The following is a 14,943-nucleotide window of genomic DNA, read 5'->3' on the forward strand; positions in this document are numbered from 1 at the left end:
CGAGGCTCGCTCAGGCGCTTTCCAGCAAGCGGTCGATGCAGTGCACCACCTGCATGCTGGCGTTTTCCATGGTCTTGAGCTGCTCGACCATGCTTTTGATATCCCCCTGCTCGCGCGCGTGCAGGGCGGCCTTGCCGCTCTCGTGGACCCGCTTGTGGGGCCCGTCCAGTTCACGAAAGCCCGGCTTGTGGGCGAAGAGCTCGGCGCCCTGCCCCTCGAAATACCATTTACCCAGCCTGCACTGAGCGTGGTCGCTGACCGGCTCGTGAAAATGCTGCTGATCGATGAGCCGATAGATGGTGTTCTTCCAGACGGCGTGATCCAGCTTGGTGGTATTGAGGAAGGAGGTGGAGGCCGCACTGTGGATCACCTGCTGCATCCGGCCTGATTGTGCCAGCACCTGGGTCACCACCACATCGATCTGGGAGGAGGAGGTCGCCACCTCGGCGGCACTGGCCTGGTTGTCATCGATGATGGACTTGATCTCCTGCGCCTGGGCCACTATCTGCCTGACCAGCACCTCGATCTGGCTGCTGGCTTCATGAGCCTTGCTCGCCAGCTGACGCACCTCATCGGCGACCACGGCGAATCCTCGACCAGCTTCACCGGCCCTGGCCGCCTCGATGGCCGCATTGAGTGCCAGCAGGTTGGTCTGATCCGAAATACCCTGGATGGCGGTCACGAACTGGTTGATGGCGGATGTGCTGGCATCGAGCTGATGGACGGCTGCGAGGCTGCGAGCCGCCTCATCCGTGATGGCATGGGCGCGATCGGAGAGACGGGTGATGGCGCCACGGGTCTGGGCAAAGAGCTGATCCAGCTCGCTGAGCGCTCCCTTTTCCGCCATCAGGTGTTCGGCACTGCCGGCCAGCGCTTCCCGCACGCTCTGCAGCATCTCACCTCCCTGATTCTGGCAGGAGATCACCTGATTGAAGAGATCGCCACGCTCCCGGCTGGTGCGCTGCATGTGCTCGTATTCACCGATGGTGGCACGCAATTCGGCCAGCTCGCTCTGGTGCTGCTGCTCTTTGAGAAGCATCGCCTCCCTGAGCTGTTGATTCTCTTTTTCAAGCTTGCGGTTGAACCACATATCGCCTCCGGATGGCATAGGTGCGGGCAGTCGACGTCGAAGGGAAGCCTCTGGCTCTCTTGTCTCTGCCGATGCTGGCGGATCCCGGGCCGGATTTCACCTGCAAATGCAGGATATTTGACCCTGATCCTGATTCCAATCGAGGCCACATCAATGGCTGTGCAAAAGATCGCCACAAAGAGGCCGGGTGAGGTAGAGAAGAGGCAGAGGAGAAAGAACGCTGACGTGCCGATCCCGCAAAAAATGAAGCCCAATGTCATCAAGACGTTGGGCTCTAAAAAGGTGCTACGGAATTGCGACTCTCATCGCAGAAAATTAGAAGGGGTCACCTTCTAAACTGGCAGTGGGATAATAACGTGGCGCAAACGTTTTACATAGCGTAATAAACCAGGAGTGAGAAGAATCTCTCACAATTCAAAAAATGTCCGGCCAACCCCCTTCTACCCTCTTGGCAAGTGCGCATTTATCAGTACAGCCTGACGGCTTTGTCAGAAAACAAAAAAGCCCTGAATAATCAGGGCTTTTGGCGTTCTGCGCTTCAGAAGCTGCGCACGAAGTCCTGGATGGGCAACTCGCGCAGCTTGCGGGCCTCCAGCATGGGGGTGCCAAGGTAGAGGAAGCCCACCAGTTGATCCTCCGGTGCCAGCCCCAGTGCACCATGGATCTGCTCGTCGAAGATGAACCAGCCGGAACGCCAGATGCCGTTGAAGCCCTGGGCCTGGGCCGCCATCTGCATCGCCATCAGGGCGCAACCGGCAGAGAGCTCCTGCTCCAGTTTCGGTACCTTGGGGTGCGCCTGATAACGGGTCGCCACCGCGATCAGCAGCGGTGCGCGCAGCGGGGCCTCCTGACACTTCTTGATGCTCTCTTCATCCTCGCCGCGGCTGCGAGCGGCCTGTGCCAGCAAGGTGCCGAGCCGTTCGCGACCCTCCCCTTCGAACAGGATGAACTGCCAGGGGGTCAGGGTGCCGTGATCCGGCGCCCGCAGCCCGGCCTTGAGGATATTGTCGAGTACCTCGCCGCTCGGGGCGGGCTCGGCCAGACGACCACAGGAGTGACGATTCAGTAACAGGTGGAGGGCATCCATGGGCAGTTCCTTGTCAAAGGCGATGATGGCGCTACCTTAGCACAGCACCAGATGAAGAAAACCCCTGAGCATCAGGGGTTTGTCGCAATACATGGCGGCCCGTCGACTAGATGACCGCCGCCAGTTCGGCCCCCTGGCGGATGGCACGCTTGGCGTCCAGCTCGGCGGCCACGTCGGCGCCGCCGATGATGTGTACCGGCTTGCCCGCCGCCTGCAGACCAGCCTGCAGCTCCTTGAGGGGTTCCTGGCCGGCACAGATGATCACCTGATCCACCGGCAGACACTGCTGCTGTTCGCCCACCTGAATGTGAAGCCCTTCATCGTCGATACGCAGGTACTGCACGCCGGAGAACATCTCCACCTTGCGGTTCTTCAGCACGGTGCGGTGGATCCAGCCGGTGGTCTTGCCCAGGCCGTCGCCCACCTTGCTCTCCTTGCGCTGGAGCAACCAGATCTGGCGCTCGGGGGCATCGATTTCGGGGGTAGTCAGGCCGCCGCGCTCACCCAGTTGCTTGTCGATACCCCACTCCTTGAGCCAGTGATCGCGATGGCTTTCAGCATCCGGCGATCCTCTCTTCTCCACCAGGTATTCGGCCACATCGAAGCCGATGCCACCGGCGCCGATGACCGCCACCTTCTCGCCCACCGGCTTGTGATCCCGCAGCACATCCAGATAGCTCAACACTTTGGGGTGCTCGATACCCGGAATGTTGGGAGTGCGCGGGCGGATGCCGGTGGCGAGGATCACCTCGTCAAAACCGCCGCCCAGCAGGCTCTCGGCACTCTGGCGCTGGCCCAGATAGAGCTCGACGCCGCACTTCTCAAGCCGTTTGGCGAAGTAGCGCAGGGTCTCGTGGAACTCCTCCTTGCCCGGGATCTGCTTGGCAAAGTTGAACTGGCCGCCGATTTCGCTCGCCTGATCGAACAGGCTTACCTGATGGCCCCGCTCGGCGGCGTAGCAGGCAAACGCCAGCCCGGCAGGACCCGCCCCCACCACCGCCAGCTTCTTGGGCTGGGGCACCCGGCCAAACGTCAACTCGGTCTCGAAACAGGCGCGGGGATTGACCAGGCAGGAGGCACGCTTTTGCTTGAACACGTGGTCGAGGCAGGCCTGGTTGCAGGCGATGCAGGTGTTGATCTCGTCCGCCCTGTCTTCAGCCGCCTTGATGACGAATTCGGGGTCTGCCAGGAAGGGGCGCGCCATGGAGACCATGTCCGCTTCGCCGCCCGCCAGGATGCGCTCCGCCACCTCGGGGGTGTTGATGCGGTTGGTGGTGATGAGGGGCACCTTGAGGTGCTTTTTCAGCTCGGCGGTCACCCAGCTGAAGGCACCACGCGGCACGCTGGTGGCGATGGTGGGAATGCGCGCCTCGTGCCAGCCGATACCGGTGTTGATGAGGGTAACCCCCACCTGCTCCAGTGCCCGGCCAAGTGCGATCACTTCCTCAAGGGAGGAGCCCTGCTCCACCAGATCCAGCATGGAGAGGCGGAAGATGATGATGAAATCCGTGCCCACCCGCTCACGGATGGCGCGGACAATCTCCACCGGGAAGCGCATGCGGTTTTCGCTGCTGCCGCCCCAGCCATCGGTGCGCTTGTTGGTGCGTTCGCAGATGAACTGGTTGATGAGATAGCCTTCAGAGCCCATCACCTCGACCCCGTCATAACCGGCCGCCTTGGCCAACGCCGCAGTGGCGGCGAAGTCGCGAATGGTGCCGCGGATCTGCCGCTCGCTCATGGCCCGCGGCTTGAACGGGGAGATGGGAGCCTTGAGGGCGCTCGGCGCCAGGCTGAACGGATGGTAGGCGTAGCGGCCCGCATGAAGGATCTGCAGCGCTATCTTGCCCCCTTCCTGGTGCACTGCCTCGGTCACCTTGCGGTGTTTGGCTACCTGCCAGGGAAAGCTCAGCTGGGAGCCGTGGGGCACCAGCCGCCCCCGCAAATTGGGGGCGATACCGCCGGTCACGATGAGACCGACCCCGCCACGGGCCCGCTCGCCATAGAAGGCGGCCAGCTTGTCAAAGCCCCCCTTTTCCTCCTCGAGGCCGGTGTGCATGGACCCCATCAGTACGCGGTTGCGCAACTGGGTAAAACCCAGATCGAGGGGGGTCAGCAGCGTGGGATAACGGCTCATGATGCACTCCTTGTCGAGGTCGATGTGCACGGGGTCATGCTCCAGCCTTCCTGGCTGCCTCGGGTGACGGGCAGTAAAAAGAAGGGGGTGGGTGGAGATGGGGCCGGCTCATCGGGCCTTTCAGTTAATTTTTTGTTATCAAACTGAAGCTAGAGTAAAGAATCGAAAACTCTTTTTCAAACAAATGTTTGGACATTTTTTCAGCGAACAACCGTGTTCCGAAGTGGCGGGGAGGCAGTCGACTCAAGGGGAAATGGCAATTGGCTGCGCAACTGGTTAATAATGGCTGCTCTCAACCCATTAACAGGGCGACAACGCAGCTATGTCTATTTTCAAAGGTCTGGGATGGCTCTTTCGCAGCCTCTGGCGCCTGCTCAACTTTACCCGCTTGATGCTGGTCAACCTGCTGTTTCTTCTCGTCGTGCTGGTCATTGTCTTCAGCGTCAGCCAGAGCGAGACCCCAAGCACCCCCATCGAGGGGGCGCTCACCCTCAATCTCTCCGGTGTGCTGGTAGAACAGCGCACCCAGACCGATCCCACGGTGCAACTGCTCAGGCAGATGGACAAGGGGGACGAGCAGCCAAGCGAAATCGTCCTCTCCGATCTGCTGTGGGCCATCAAGAGCGCGGGGAATGACGATCGCATCAAGGCGCTGGTGATCAAGCCCCAGGGTCTGCAAGGAGCCAGCCTCTCCAAACTGCAGGAGGTGACGGCCGCCATCGACGCCTTCAAGGAGAGCGGCAAGCCGGTCATCGCCATGGCGGACTACTACAGCCAGGGGGCCTATCTGCTCGCCGCCCACGCCGACCACGTGCTGCTCAACCAGAGTGGTGCCGTGCTGATCGAGGGGCTGGGTGTCTACCAGACCTACTTCAAGTCGGCACTGGAGAAGCTCAACATCACCCCGCACGTCTTCAAGGTCGGCACCTACAAGTCCTTCGTCGAGCCCTACACCCGGGACGAGATGTCCCCCGAGAGCAAGGAGGCGAACCAGCGCTGGCTGGATCAGCTGTGGCAATCCTATGTGGCCGACGTGGCGGAGCAGCGGGAGATCGAGCCTGATGCCGTGGCACCGAACAAGGATCACTTCCTCGAACTGCTGCGCAAGGCCGGTGGCAATGCGGCCAGCTACGCCCTCGACAACGGTCTGGTGGATCAGCTCGCCACCCGCGACGAGATGACCCAGGCGGTGATCAAGGAAGTGGGCGAGGCCGATGATCACGGCTGGAAGGGCGTGGGCCTGAAAGAGTATCTGGCCGCCATCCCGGAGCAATACCCCCAGAGCGGCAAGGATGAGGTAGGCCTCATCACCGCCAGCGGCGCCATCATGGATGGCGTCCAGCCTGCCGGCACCATCGGCGGCGACAGCCTTGCCGATCTGCTGGCCGAAGCCCGCCGTGACGATCAGGTGAAAGCCGTGGTGCTGCGAGTGGACAGCCCGGGCGGCAGCGCCTTCGCCGCCGAGCAGATCCGCGCCGAATTGCTGGCCCTGAAACAGGCAGGCAAGCCGGTGGTCATCTCCATGGGCAGCTACGCCGCCTCCGGTGGCTACTGGATCTCCGCCGATGCGGACAAGATCTTCGCCTCCCCCACCACCCTCACCGGCTCCATCGGGGTGTTCGGCATGTTCGCCACCATCGACAAGGCGCTCTCCCAGTACGGGGTACACACCGACGGCGTCGGCACCACCGACTTCGTGGGGGTCGGGCTGACCCGTGCCCTGCCGGATCACGTGGGTGAAGCCATTCAACTGAGCGTGGAAGACACCTATCAACGCTTTGTCGGCCTGGTGGGCAAGGGCCGGGGCCTTAGCCCGGAAGAGGCGGAAAAAGCCGCCGAAGGCCGGGTCTGGACCGGGCAGGATGCCAAGGCACTGGGGCTGGTGGACGAGTTCGGCAATCTGGATGACGCCCTCAAGGCGGCCGCCGATCTCGCCAACCTCAAGAGCTGGCAGGTCACCCCCATCGCACCGGAAGAGTCTGCCAGGGACAAGTTCCTGCGCGAGCTGTTTGACAGCAGCGCCCAGGCGCTGGCCCCGCACCTGCAAAGCTGGCTGCCCGCCGGGCTTGGCAAGGCGCTGCTGGAGATGAACCGCACTCTGGACCCGCTGACCCGCTTCAACGATCCCCAGGGTACCTACGCCTTCTGCCAGGTCTGTCTCCCCTGACGCCGGGGACAGCCATAAAAAAACCGCCGACAGGCGGTTTTTTTATGGGGCAAGCGGCCTTGTCAGGTCAGCAAGCCGGACGCTTGCCAGCGGTGCAACTCTGCCAGCACCCGGGTCTCTCGCGCCGTCCACTGGGGACAGGGACCCGCCAGCTGGGTCTTGTTGGTTTGCAGTGCCTCGGCCAGGGGGAACCAGCCCGGCGTAAAGCCGAGCCGGATCTCGTAGGGCTGGGGGCGCGGTGCACTCCAGTCCTCCCCGACCCGGCAGAGGTAATAGGACGATCGGATGCAGTAGGCATCGTAATCCGGCTCGCGCGCGGCACGATACTCCCGGGTCTCTCCCAGCAGGGGGCCCACGGCCACCAACTCGGCGCCACACTCTTCCCGCAGCTCCCGGGCCAGGGCCGCATCGTGCGCCTCCCCGTGCTCGATGCCGCCACCGGGGAACATGAGATCCCCGTTGACGCTGGAGTGCACCAGCAGCAGTCGATCACCACGCATCACCACGGCCCTCACCGTGGCCCGTTCAAGCACCCTGTCCTCGCCGCGGATCTGGCCGTGGACGAGACGGATATCGAAGGGATGGGCCCACTCCCGGACCTCTGTCAGGGTCGGATTCATGGTGTGCGGTAGCTCCCCTGCCTGAGTGCATCGACGATGGTGGCCGCCTGGTCGTCCAGCGTCTCCTGCTCCTCCTTGCCGATGGCATGGTAAATGCCGAGCCGGGTGGCGGAGACCTCGGGGCTCTCCTGGAATGACTCGCTCACCTTGCCCCACAGATAGGCCTGATCAAATCGCTTCTGCCCCATGTAGAGGGTGCTGAGGGCGGTGAGGATCCGGCTGTTGACCTTGTCCCCCTCCCGATAGAGAGAGAGCGCATGGTGCATCAGCCTGATGGCCTTCTCGGGCTCGCTCTTGGCATAAATGCCGCCGAGCGCCAGTTGCAGCTCGGGCTCCTCGAGGCTCGGCGTCCCCTCCTGCGCGAGGAAGCTGGCGCGGGCCTCGGGGCTGGTGTTGTTGGTCCAGTGCCAGAGCAGCAGGTAGGGATCCCGGGAGCCCCGGGTCTGTGCATCCAGTTGCTCCAGTTGACGGCCGGCGGCCAGCATCCCTTCCACTCTGGGGCTCTTCTGCTCCCTGGCCCGCTTGTACTCGATGTTGGTGGAGTGCTCGGCGCATTGCAGATAACGCTCCAGGCCGCGCATCAGATCGTACTTGCGCCTGTCCGTCCCCTCTTCCTGGAGATAGTAACGACCGCGAATGACGTCGCTGCGCTCATAGCGACACCAGCCATCGTCCACCAGGTCCGCGCACAGGGCGGGATATTGGGAGCAGATGTTGTGGATCCTGTCGTCGTCGCAGGCCGTCAACGTCAGGCAACAAGCGAGGGAAAGCAGTAACGGACGCTGTGAGAATAGGGTCATGGTTCACATCTGGTTGATAACAATCGCAACCCGCACCGGCCACCGCCAACTAGCAAACAGGCTACATATCCATTACAATGCGCGCGCCGTATAAGGCCGCGATTGCAGAATAATATAACGAAACCATCAGCCCTACACTGATCTGCCTTCGACGAATTTCAATTTGCCCAGGCAACTTGCTTCAACAACGTGAAATAAAAGGATCTGGTTAATGACCCACGAGCACTACTTGCAGGCGTGGCAGGAGAGCCAGGAGCTCGCCGAAGCCATGCAACCCTTGATAGGTCGCCTCTACCGACAGCAAGGGATAGAGATCACCCTCTACGGACGCCCCCTGCAAAACGCCTCCACCATCGATATCCTCAAGGCCCACCGGGTCGTTCGCCGCCACCAGGGCACCCCGCTGCCCATCCAGCAAAGCTTCCCTCTCCTGCGCGCCATCGTCGCCCTGAACCCCACCGCCGCCGAAGTCGATCTCGGCAAACTGGCCGTGGGCTACTGGCAGGATCACCAGGATGAAGCCGGCATCGAGGACTACCTGCGCGCCAAGCTGGCACCGGCCCTGAACCGCAGTGCCGTGCCCGCCCCGACCGACGTGGTGCTCTACGGCTTCGGTCGCATCGGCCGCCTGCTGGCCCGTCTGCTCATCGAGCGCACCGGCGCCGCCAACTCCCTGCGCCTGCGCGCCATCGTGGTGCGCGGCGGTCGCGACGGGGATCTGGAGAAGCGTGCCAGCCTGCTGCGCCGCGATTCGGTGCACGGCCCCTTCAACGGCTCCATCGAGGTGGATGTGGAACGCAGCGCCATCATCGCCAATGGCACCTTCATCCAGGTGATCTACGCCAACAGCCCGGCCGACATCGACTACACCGCCTACGGCATCGACAATGCGCTGATCGTTGACAACACCGGCGTCTGGCGTGACGAGGCGGGCCTGTCCGAGCACCTCAAGGCCCGCGGCGCCGCCCGGGTACTGCTGACCGCCCCCGGCAAGGGGGAGATGAAGAACGTGGTGTTCGGGGTCAACCACGAGGTGATAGGTCCGGATGACAAGATAGTCTCCGCCGCCTCTTGCACCACCAACGCCATCACCCCGGTGCTCAAGGTGATGCAGGACAAGTACGGCATCCGCCACGGCCACGTGGAGACGGTCCACTCCTATACCAACGATCAGAACCTCATCGACAACTATCACAAAGGCGAGCGCCGCGGTCGCAGCGCAGCCCTCAACATGGTGATGACCAGCACCGGTGCCGCCAAGGCGGTGGCCAAGGCGCTGCCGGAGCTCAAGGGCAAGTTGACCGGCAACGCCATCCGGGTGCCCACACCCAACGTGTCCCTGGCCATCATCAACCTGTCGCTGGAACAGACCACCGATCGGGAGAGCCTCAACGCCTATCTGCAGCAGATGGCGCTGAGCTCGGCCCTGCATCGCCAGATCGACTTCAGCGCCAGCACCGAGCTGGTCTCCTCCGACATGGTGGGCTCCCGTTTTGCGGGCATCGTCGACTCCCAGGCCACCATCGCCGAGGGGGATCACTGCGTGCTCTACGTGTGGTATGACAACGAGTTCGGGTACAGTTGTCAGGTAGTGCGGGTGATGGAGCAGATGGCTGGCGTAGTCCGCCAGGATCTACCGGTATAGTCCGACAGGATCTGCCCGCCTGAACCCGTGTTCATGGCTCAATTTTCAAGGAGAGGCCGGATGTCGTCTCAGCAAGTGACGTTTCAACAAGCGATAGCGCAGATGCCCAAAGAGGTGTACGAGCGGCTCAAGACTGCGGTCGAGCTCGGCAAATGGCCGGATGGCAAGCCCCTCACCGAGGAGCAGAAGGCCACTTCCCTTCAGGCCGTGATGGCCTGGCAGGCGATGCACCTTGAGAACCCCGAGCACATGAACATCGGCCGTGACGGCGAGATCGTGATGAAGAGCAAGAGCGAGCTCAAGCGCCAGTATCGCGATGAGGAAGAGATAGTGCGGGTCGACCTTAGCCACTGAGGCAGGCCGCACGTCACCTATCGCGGTAACGAAACGAAAGAGGGGAGCCATAATGGCTCCCCTCTTTTTTCCTCTCTATGCAGGATGACTCATCCCCCTCATCCCCGGCCCTTCTCCCACCAAGGGAGAAGGGAGCTGGCACGCACCTGCGAGCAGTCAGCGGGCCACCTGCCGGCGATCTTCATGGCAAACCTCGCCACCTCGATCTATCCCCTCTCCCGCTGGGAGAGGGTTAGGGTGAGAGGGAAGTCAGGGGGTCAGCTCCCCGCGCAGAGACTGCTGCATCAGCTCGCGGATGCGCGGCGCCGGCAGATCCTGGCTCAGCAGGAAGTGCAGCTTGGTGAGCGCCGCCTCGGCGGTCATGTCAAAGCCCGAGATGACTCCCGCACGGGAGAGGGCGTTGCCGGTGGCATAGCCCCCCATGTTGACCTTGCCGTGCAGGCACTGGCTCAGGTTGACGATGATGACGCCCCGGGCAGATGCCTCGGAGAGCAGCGCCAGCATGGCCGGGTTCTGGGGCGCATTGCCCACCCCGAAGGAGAGCAGGATCAGCGCACGCACCGGCTGTTGCAGGATGTTCGCTATCACCTCCGCCGATATCCCCGGATAGAGGGTCACCACCCCGATGGGCTGGGGGGTGATGTCGTGCAGCACCAGGGGGCGATCGCACGGCACGCCCAGCTCACCTGCCTCCAGGGAGATGGCGATACCGGCATTGAGCAGGGGCGGGTAGTTGGGCGAGTCGAAGGCGTGGAAGCCGTCAGCATGCACCTTCTTGCTGCGGTTGCCGCGATAGAGCTGATTGTTGAAGAAGAGCGTCACCTCGTGGATCGGGTAGTTGGCCGCGATATAGAGGGCGTTGAGCAGGTTCTGCTGACCGTCCGAGCGCAGCTCAGCCAGGGGGATCTGGGAGCCGGTGATGATGACCGGCTTGTGCAGATCTTCGAGCATGAAGGAGAGCGCAGACGCGGTGAACGACATGGTGTCGGTGCCGTGCAGAATGACGAAACCGTCGTACTTGTCGTAGTTGCCCTTGATATCCTCGGCGATGCGCTGCCAGTCTGCCGGCGTCATGTCGGAAGAGTCGATGAGGGGGGCATATTCGTGGATATGGTAATCGGGCATTTCCGGTCGATGGAACTCGGGCATCCGTGCCAGACAGTCCTCCATGAAGCCCGCCATCGGTACATAACCGTGGTCGGAACGCTGCATCCCTATGGTGCCGCCTGTGTAGGCAATGTAGATGGACTTCTTCACACCCTCTCCTCTCTCTGGACTGGAAACCGGCAAATCAAACAGGGCTCAACCGATACAGCCCCCGTCCTTCAGATGGTGCGGGCGGGCTCAATATCGGTCATCAGCAGACCTCTTGAGGGTCTGTGTCCTCCCGTGGGGGCGGAACCGGGCGAATTATAAAGAGTGCCGCTGCAAATGACAGCCGCGGCAGCATTGTTGCGATCCGGAGCACACTCGGCGAGGCAGTTTTAAATTCCATGTTAACACCATGTTTTAATCATTAATGTGACATATGTGGATGTACTTGGTGTTTTTTGCTAGTATCCGGCGGATTTTTCACAAATCTCATCTGGACGCCCGACGAACACGGGCTCGTGTCGACCCCCTCTTTTGCAGAGGGACGGGGCTGCGGCCCCTCTGTCACTGGCGCGTTCGCCACTCTGTTTCATCCCGGCTGGATCCGTGAGTCTTTCTCGCCAAAGACACAGCCGATCAACATGGGAGCACTGAATGCTACAACTTGATGCCTACGCCACCCTGGTCGCCGCGACCCTGGTGCTGCTGCTTGGCCGCTTGCTGGTCAACAAGATAGGACCCCTGCGCACTTTCAACATCCCCAAACCCGTGGCCGGTGGCCTGGTGGTTGCCCTGGTGCTGCTGGTGCTGCGCTCCACCCTGCAGATCGAACTGCAATTTGATACCAGCCTGCAGACGGCCCTGATGCTGACCTTCTTTGCCTCCATCGGCCTCTCCGCCGATCTGGGCAGCCTCAAGCGCGGCGGCAAGGCGGTGGCCACCTTCCTGCTGGTGGTCACCGGCCTGCTGCTGGTGCAGAACAGCCTGGGGGTGGGTCTGGCCACCCTGCTGGGGCTGGATCCCCACATGGGGCTGCTGGCCGGCTCCATCACCCTCTCCGGCGGCCACGGCACCGGGGCGGCCTGGGGCTCCATCTTCACCGAGAAGTACGGCGTGCAATCCGCCGCCGAGCTGGCGATAGCCTGTGCCACCTTCGGCCTGGTGCTGGGGGGCCTCATCGGCGGCCCGGTGGCCCGTTATCTGGTGAAGAAGGTGCAGGTGCCCGGTGAGGAGCACAACCGTGACGGCGCCCCCCAGGGCTTCGAAATGCCGGACATGGAGCGCCCGCTCACCACCTTCAGCCTGATCGAGACCCTGGCACTCATCGCCATCAGCCTGAAAGGGGGCGAAATGCTGGCCCTCTATCTCAAGGGCGGCGTCTTCGAGTTGCCGATCTTCGTCTGCGTGCTCTTTGTCGGCGTGCTGCTGCGCAACCTGCTCACCCTGCTCAACTGGCACGAAGTGAGCGACCGCGAGGTCTCCCTGCTCGGCAACGTCAGTCTGTCGCTCTTCCTCGCCATGGCGCTGATGAGCCTCAGGTTGTGGGAGCTGGCAAGCCTGGCCCTGCCCATCTTCATCCTGCTGGCCGTTCAGACGGTGGCCATGGCGCTCTACGCCATCTTCGTCACCTTCCGGGTCATGGGGCGCAACTATGATGCAGCCGTGCTGGCGGCGGGTCACTGCGGCTTCGGCCTCGGCGCCACCCCCACTGCCATTGCCAACATGCAGGCCATTACCCAGCGCTTCGGCCCCTCCCACCTGGCTTTCCTGGTGGTGCCCATGGTCGGAGCCTTCTTCATCGACATCATCAACGCTGTGGTGATCAAGCTGTTCCTGGCCCTGCCCTTCCTGTGATCCCGGACGCAGGCCCCGTATGACAGAGCCCACCTTGCGGTGGGCTCTTTGTTTGCTGGCCCCTGGACGCTGCCCCGACCCCCACCAAGGGGCCGACGGCAGGCAACAAAAAGCCCCGCACCAAGGTGCGGGGCTTTTTACTGACGCCACGGTAGGACTGCGGCCTGACCTTCCTTACAAAATAAAGGCCAACACCAGCTGGTTCAAATTGCGGCCTGACCTTCCTTACAAAATGAAGGTCGACACCTGCTGGTTCAGGTTGGTGGCACGCCCCTTGAGGTTGTGCGCCTGATCCAGGTCGCGCATGGCGGAAGCGGTGATCTCGTCGCTCACATCCTTGATGGCGGTGGTGTTCTGGGTGATTTCACCGGTCACCTGGGTCTGCTCCTCGGCGGCGGTGGCGATCTGGCCCGCCATGTCGGAGATGAGGCTGACGGCCTGGGTGATCTCCTCCAGAGCCGCAGCGGCAGCGTCGGCATCCTTCACGCTGTTGTCCGCCAGCCCCTGGCTGGTCTGCATCAGGCTCACCGCGCGGGCCGTGGTCTGTTGCAGGGTTTCGATGGTGGACTGGATCTCCTGAGTGGAATCCTGGGTACGGCGCGACAACACCCGCACCTCGTCCGCCACCACGGCGAAACCGCGACCCTGTTCACCGGCACGGGCCGCTTCAATGGCCGCGTTCAGCGCCAGCAGGTTGGTCTGCTCGGCGATGCCCTGGATGGTGGAGAGGATGCCGGAGATGGCCTGAGCGTGACGGCTCAGTTCACCGATGACGCCGGTCGCCTGCCCCACTTCCTCGGCCAGGTTGTTGATGGACTGGCGAGTCTGGTTCACCAGGATCTTGCCCTGTTCACTGCTCTGGGCAGATTGCTGGGCGGCGGCAGCGGTGTTCTCGGCGTTGCCCGCGATCTCCATGGTGGCACTCGCCATCTCGGTGACGGCGGTGGCGACCATGGTCACCTCCTGTTGCTGGCGTTGCAGCTCTTCCACCGCGGCCTGGTTGGTCACCAGACTGCGTTCGGCATCGGCGTTCAGCTCGTTGGCAAGCTGACGGATGTTGGCGATGAGCTGATGCTGGCTGCCCACGAAGCGGTTGAAGCTGCCGGCGAGCTGGCCCACTTCGTCATTGGCGTCGATCTTGATGCGCTGGGTCAGATCGCCGTTACCGTCGGCGATGCGGGCCAGGGCCTGGGACACCTTGGTGAGGGGACCGAGCAGCAGGCTGACCAGCCAGGAGATGGCGAGGATGCTGCCCACCAGCACCAGCAGGGCCAGGCCGAGCTGGGTCATCAGCAGGGAGGAGAGCGGCGCCTCCAGGGTGCTCTTGTCCAGTACCAGCACCAGCTCCCAGTCGGTGTCCGGAATGTCCGTCGCCCACAGCAGCTTGTCACGCCCCTCGCTGTCGAAGAAAGCAGGCACCAGGCTGTTGCTCGCCTTGCTCTGCTCGATCAGGGCATTGGTCAGATCGTTGTCGATCTCGCTGGCCGGCTTCATCGCCTTGGCCGCATCCTTGTAGGCGATGACGGTGCCATCCTTGTGCATCAGGATGGCGAAGCCGTCCGCCGGCAGCTTCATCTTGGTGATGTCATCCACCAGGGAGGCGATGGAGAGATCCCCCCCCACCACGCCGCCCTGGGCTGGCTGGGCCAGGGTCACCACCAGAATGTTGTAGGCCACGTCGAGGTAGGGTTTGGTGACGATCATGCCGCCCTTGGCCATGGCTTCCTGATACCAGCCACGGGAGCGGGGATCGTAACCGTCGCGGTTGATGGAGGGGTCGGAGTCGTTCATCTTGCCGCTGCCCTCACCAAAATAGGTGAGCTGGAAACGGCCGGACACCTGGGCCTGTTGCAGGGCGTTGAGGGGCTCGGCACCGGCCTTGTTGCCAAGGGCCTGGATGACGTCACGACGGGCGGCAAGCCAGTCGCTGACGCTGGCGGCCTGCTGGCTGCCAAGGCGCTGCACCTGTTCCTGACTGCCTTGCAGCAGCATGGACTTCTGGCTGGTGTAGCTCTGCCAGGAGAGCAGCAGGATCACCAGTGACAAGGCGATGACCACAGACAACAGTATCTTCTGCTTGAGTGATAGGTTTTTCATCGT

General features: G+C 62.6%; 11 protein-coding genes and 1 pseudogene. 4 read left to right on the forward strand and 8 right to left on the reverse strand.

Going from position 1 to position 14,943, the window contains the following annotated elements:
- Positions 1–10: 10 nt before the first annotated feature.
- The 4 genes and pseudogenes from ACB037_RS03550 to ACB037_RS03565 all read right to left on the reverse strand — a co-directional run bounded on the left by ACB037_RS03550 (position 11) and on the right by ACB037_RS03565 (position 4,311).
- Positions 11–379, reverse strand: a complete 369-nt coding sequence (locus tag ACB037_RS03550; protein WP_231563281.1) for a CZB domain-containing protein — start codon at positions 377–379, stop codon at positions 11–13.
- A 24-nt stretch (positions 380–403) separates the two neighbouring features.
- A pseudogene (locus ACB037_RS03555) lies at positions 404–1,108 on the reverse strand (methyl-accepting chemotaxis protein); the annotation flags it as partial.
- Between the two features lie 520 nt (positions 1,109–1,628).
- On the reverse strand, positions 1,629–2,177 hold the full coding sequence (locus ACB037_RS03560) for an NAD(P)H nitroreductase (RefSeq protein ID WP_128312983.1): 549 nt from the start codon (positions 2,175–2,177) through the stop codon (positions 1,629–1,631).
- Between the two features lie 106 nt (positions 2,178–2,283).
- On the reverse strand, positions 2,284–4,311 hold the full coding sequence (locus ACB037_RS03565; RefSeq protein ID WP_275059085.1) for an NADPH-dependent 2,4-dienoyl-CoA reductase: 2,028 nt from the start codon (positions 4,309–4,311) through the stop codon (positions 2,284–2,286).
- Between the two features lie 322 nt (positions 4,312–4,633).
- On the opposite strand from ACB037_RS03565, the gene sppA reads away from it, so the two are divergent.
- A complete protein-coding gene (gene sppA, locus ACB037_RS03570) occupies positions 4,634–6,478 on the forward strand; it encodes a signal peptide peptidase SppA (RefSeq protein WP_160838084.1) in 1,845 nt (614 codons plus the stop codon).
- Between the two features lie 62 nt (positions 6,479–6,540).
- Here sppA and ACB037_RS03575 read toward each other — a convergent pair whose 3' ends face one another.
- Together ACB037_RS03575 and ACB037_RS03580 are read right to left on the reverse strand one after the other, a co-directional pair.
- A complete protein-coding gene (locus ACB037_RS03575; RefSeq protein WP_041212486.1) occupies positions 6,541–7,098 on the reverse strand; it encodes an NUDIX domain-containing protein in 558 nt (185 codons plus the stop codon).
- Entirely contained in the window at positions 7,095–7,898 is an 804-nt protein-coding gene (locus tag ACB037_RS03580; protein WP_042865069.1) for a DUF2989 domain-containing protein, read from the reverse strand. Before ACB037_RS03580 ends, ACB037_RS03575 begins: the two co-directional genes overlap by 4 nt.
- Before the next feature lie 211 nt (positions 7,899–8,109).
- On the opposite strand from ACB037_RS03580, the gene ACB037_RS03585 reads away from it, so the two are divergent.
- Positions 8,110–9,543: a glyceraldehyde-3-phosphate dehydrogenase gene (locus ACB037_RS03585; RefSeq protein ID WP_043154263.1), complete on the forward strand. Its 1,434-nt coding sequence runs from the start codon at positions 8,110–8,112 to the stop codon at positions 9,541–9,543.
- A 60-nt stretch (positions 9,544–9,603) separates the two neighbouring features.
- Positions 9,604–9,897 carry a YeaC family protein gene (locus ACB037_RS03590; protein WP_010675423.1) on the forward strand — a complete coding sequence of 98 codons (294 nt, stop codon included), beginning with the start codon at positions 9,604–9,606 and terminating at the stop codon, positions 9,895–9,897.
- A gap of 249 nt (positions 9,898–10,146) precedes the next feature.
- Here ACB037_RS03590 and ansA read toward each other — a convergent pair whose 3' ends face one another.
- Positions 10,147–11,154 carry an asparaginase gene (gene ansA, locus ACB037_RS03595; protein ID WP_010675424.1) on the reverse strand — a complete coding sequence of 336 codons (1,008 nt, stop codon included), beginning with the start codon at positions 11,152–11,154 and terminating at the stop codon, positions 10,147–10,149.
- A gap of 489 nt (positions 11,155–11,643) precedes the next feature.
- Here ansA and gltS point away from each other — a divergent pair, with 489 nt between their 5' ends.
- Positions 11,644–12,843 carry a sodium/glutamate symporter gene (gene gltS / locus ACB037_RS03600; RefSeq protein ID WP_041212483.1) on the forward strand — a complete coding sequence of 400 codons (1,200 nt, stop codon included), beginning with the start codon at positions 11,644–11,646 and terminating at the stop codon, positions 12,841–12,843.
- Positions 12,844–13,068: 225 nt separating this feature from the next.
- Here gltS and ACB037_RS03605 read toward each other — a convergent pair whose 3' ends face one another.
- Positions 13,069–14,940, reverse strand: a complete 1,872-nt coding sequence (locus tag ACB037_RS03605; protein ID WP_049636568.1) for a methyl-accepting chemotaxis protein — start codon at positions 14,938–14,940, stop codon at positions 13,069–13,071.
- Positions 14,941–14,943: the final 3 nt, after the last annotated feature.

It is taken from the genome of Aeromonas sp. S19(2024) (assembly GCF_041402625.1).
GTDB lineage: Bacteria > Pseudomonadota > Gammaproteobacteria > Enterobacterales > Aeromonadaceae > Aeromonas > Aeromonas caviae.

Bases quoted from the DNA above. Each gene is read 5' to 3' on its own strand.
- gltS (WP_041212483.1), top strand. From the start codon at position 11,644: ATGCTACAACTTGATGCCTACGCCACCCTGGTCGCCGCGACCCTGGTG.
- ACB037_RS03585 (WP_043154263.1), top strand. From the start codon at position 8,110: ATGACCCACGAGCACTACTTGCAGGCGTGGCAGGAGAGCCAGGAGCTC.
- ACB037_RS03580 (WP_042865069.1), bottom strand. From the start codon at position 7,898: ATGACCCTATTCTCACAGCGTCCGTTACTGCTTTCCCTCGCTTGTTGC.
- sppA (WP_160838084.1), top strand. From the start codon at position 4,634: ATGTCTATTTTCAAAGGTCTGGGATGGCTCTTTCGCAGCCTCTGGCGC.
- ACB037_RS03575 (WP_041212486.1), bottom strand. From the start codon at position 7,098: ATGAATCCGACCCTGACAGAGGTCCGGGAGTGGGCCCATCCCTTCGAT.
- ACB037_RS03590 (WP_010675423.1), top strand. From the start codon at position 9,604: ATGTCGTCTCAGCAAGTGACGTTTCAACAAGCGATAGCGCAGATGCCC.
- ACB037_RS03560 (WP_128312983.1), bottom strand. From the start codon at position 2,177: ATGGATGCCCTCCACCTGTTACTGAATCGTCACTCCTGTGGTCGTCTG.
- ACB037_RS03550 (WP_231563281.1), bottom strand. From the start codon at position 379: ATGCAGCAGGTGATCCACAGTGCGGCCTCCACCTCCTTCCTCAATACC.
- ACB037_RS03605 (WP_049636568.1), bottom strand. From the start codon at position 14,940: ATGAAAAACCTATCACTCAAGCAGAAGATACTGTTGTCTGTGGTCATC.
- ACB037_RS03565 (WP_275059085.1), bottom strand. From the start codon at position 4,311: ATGAGCCGTTATCCCACGCTGCTGACCCCCCTCGATCTGGGTTTTACC.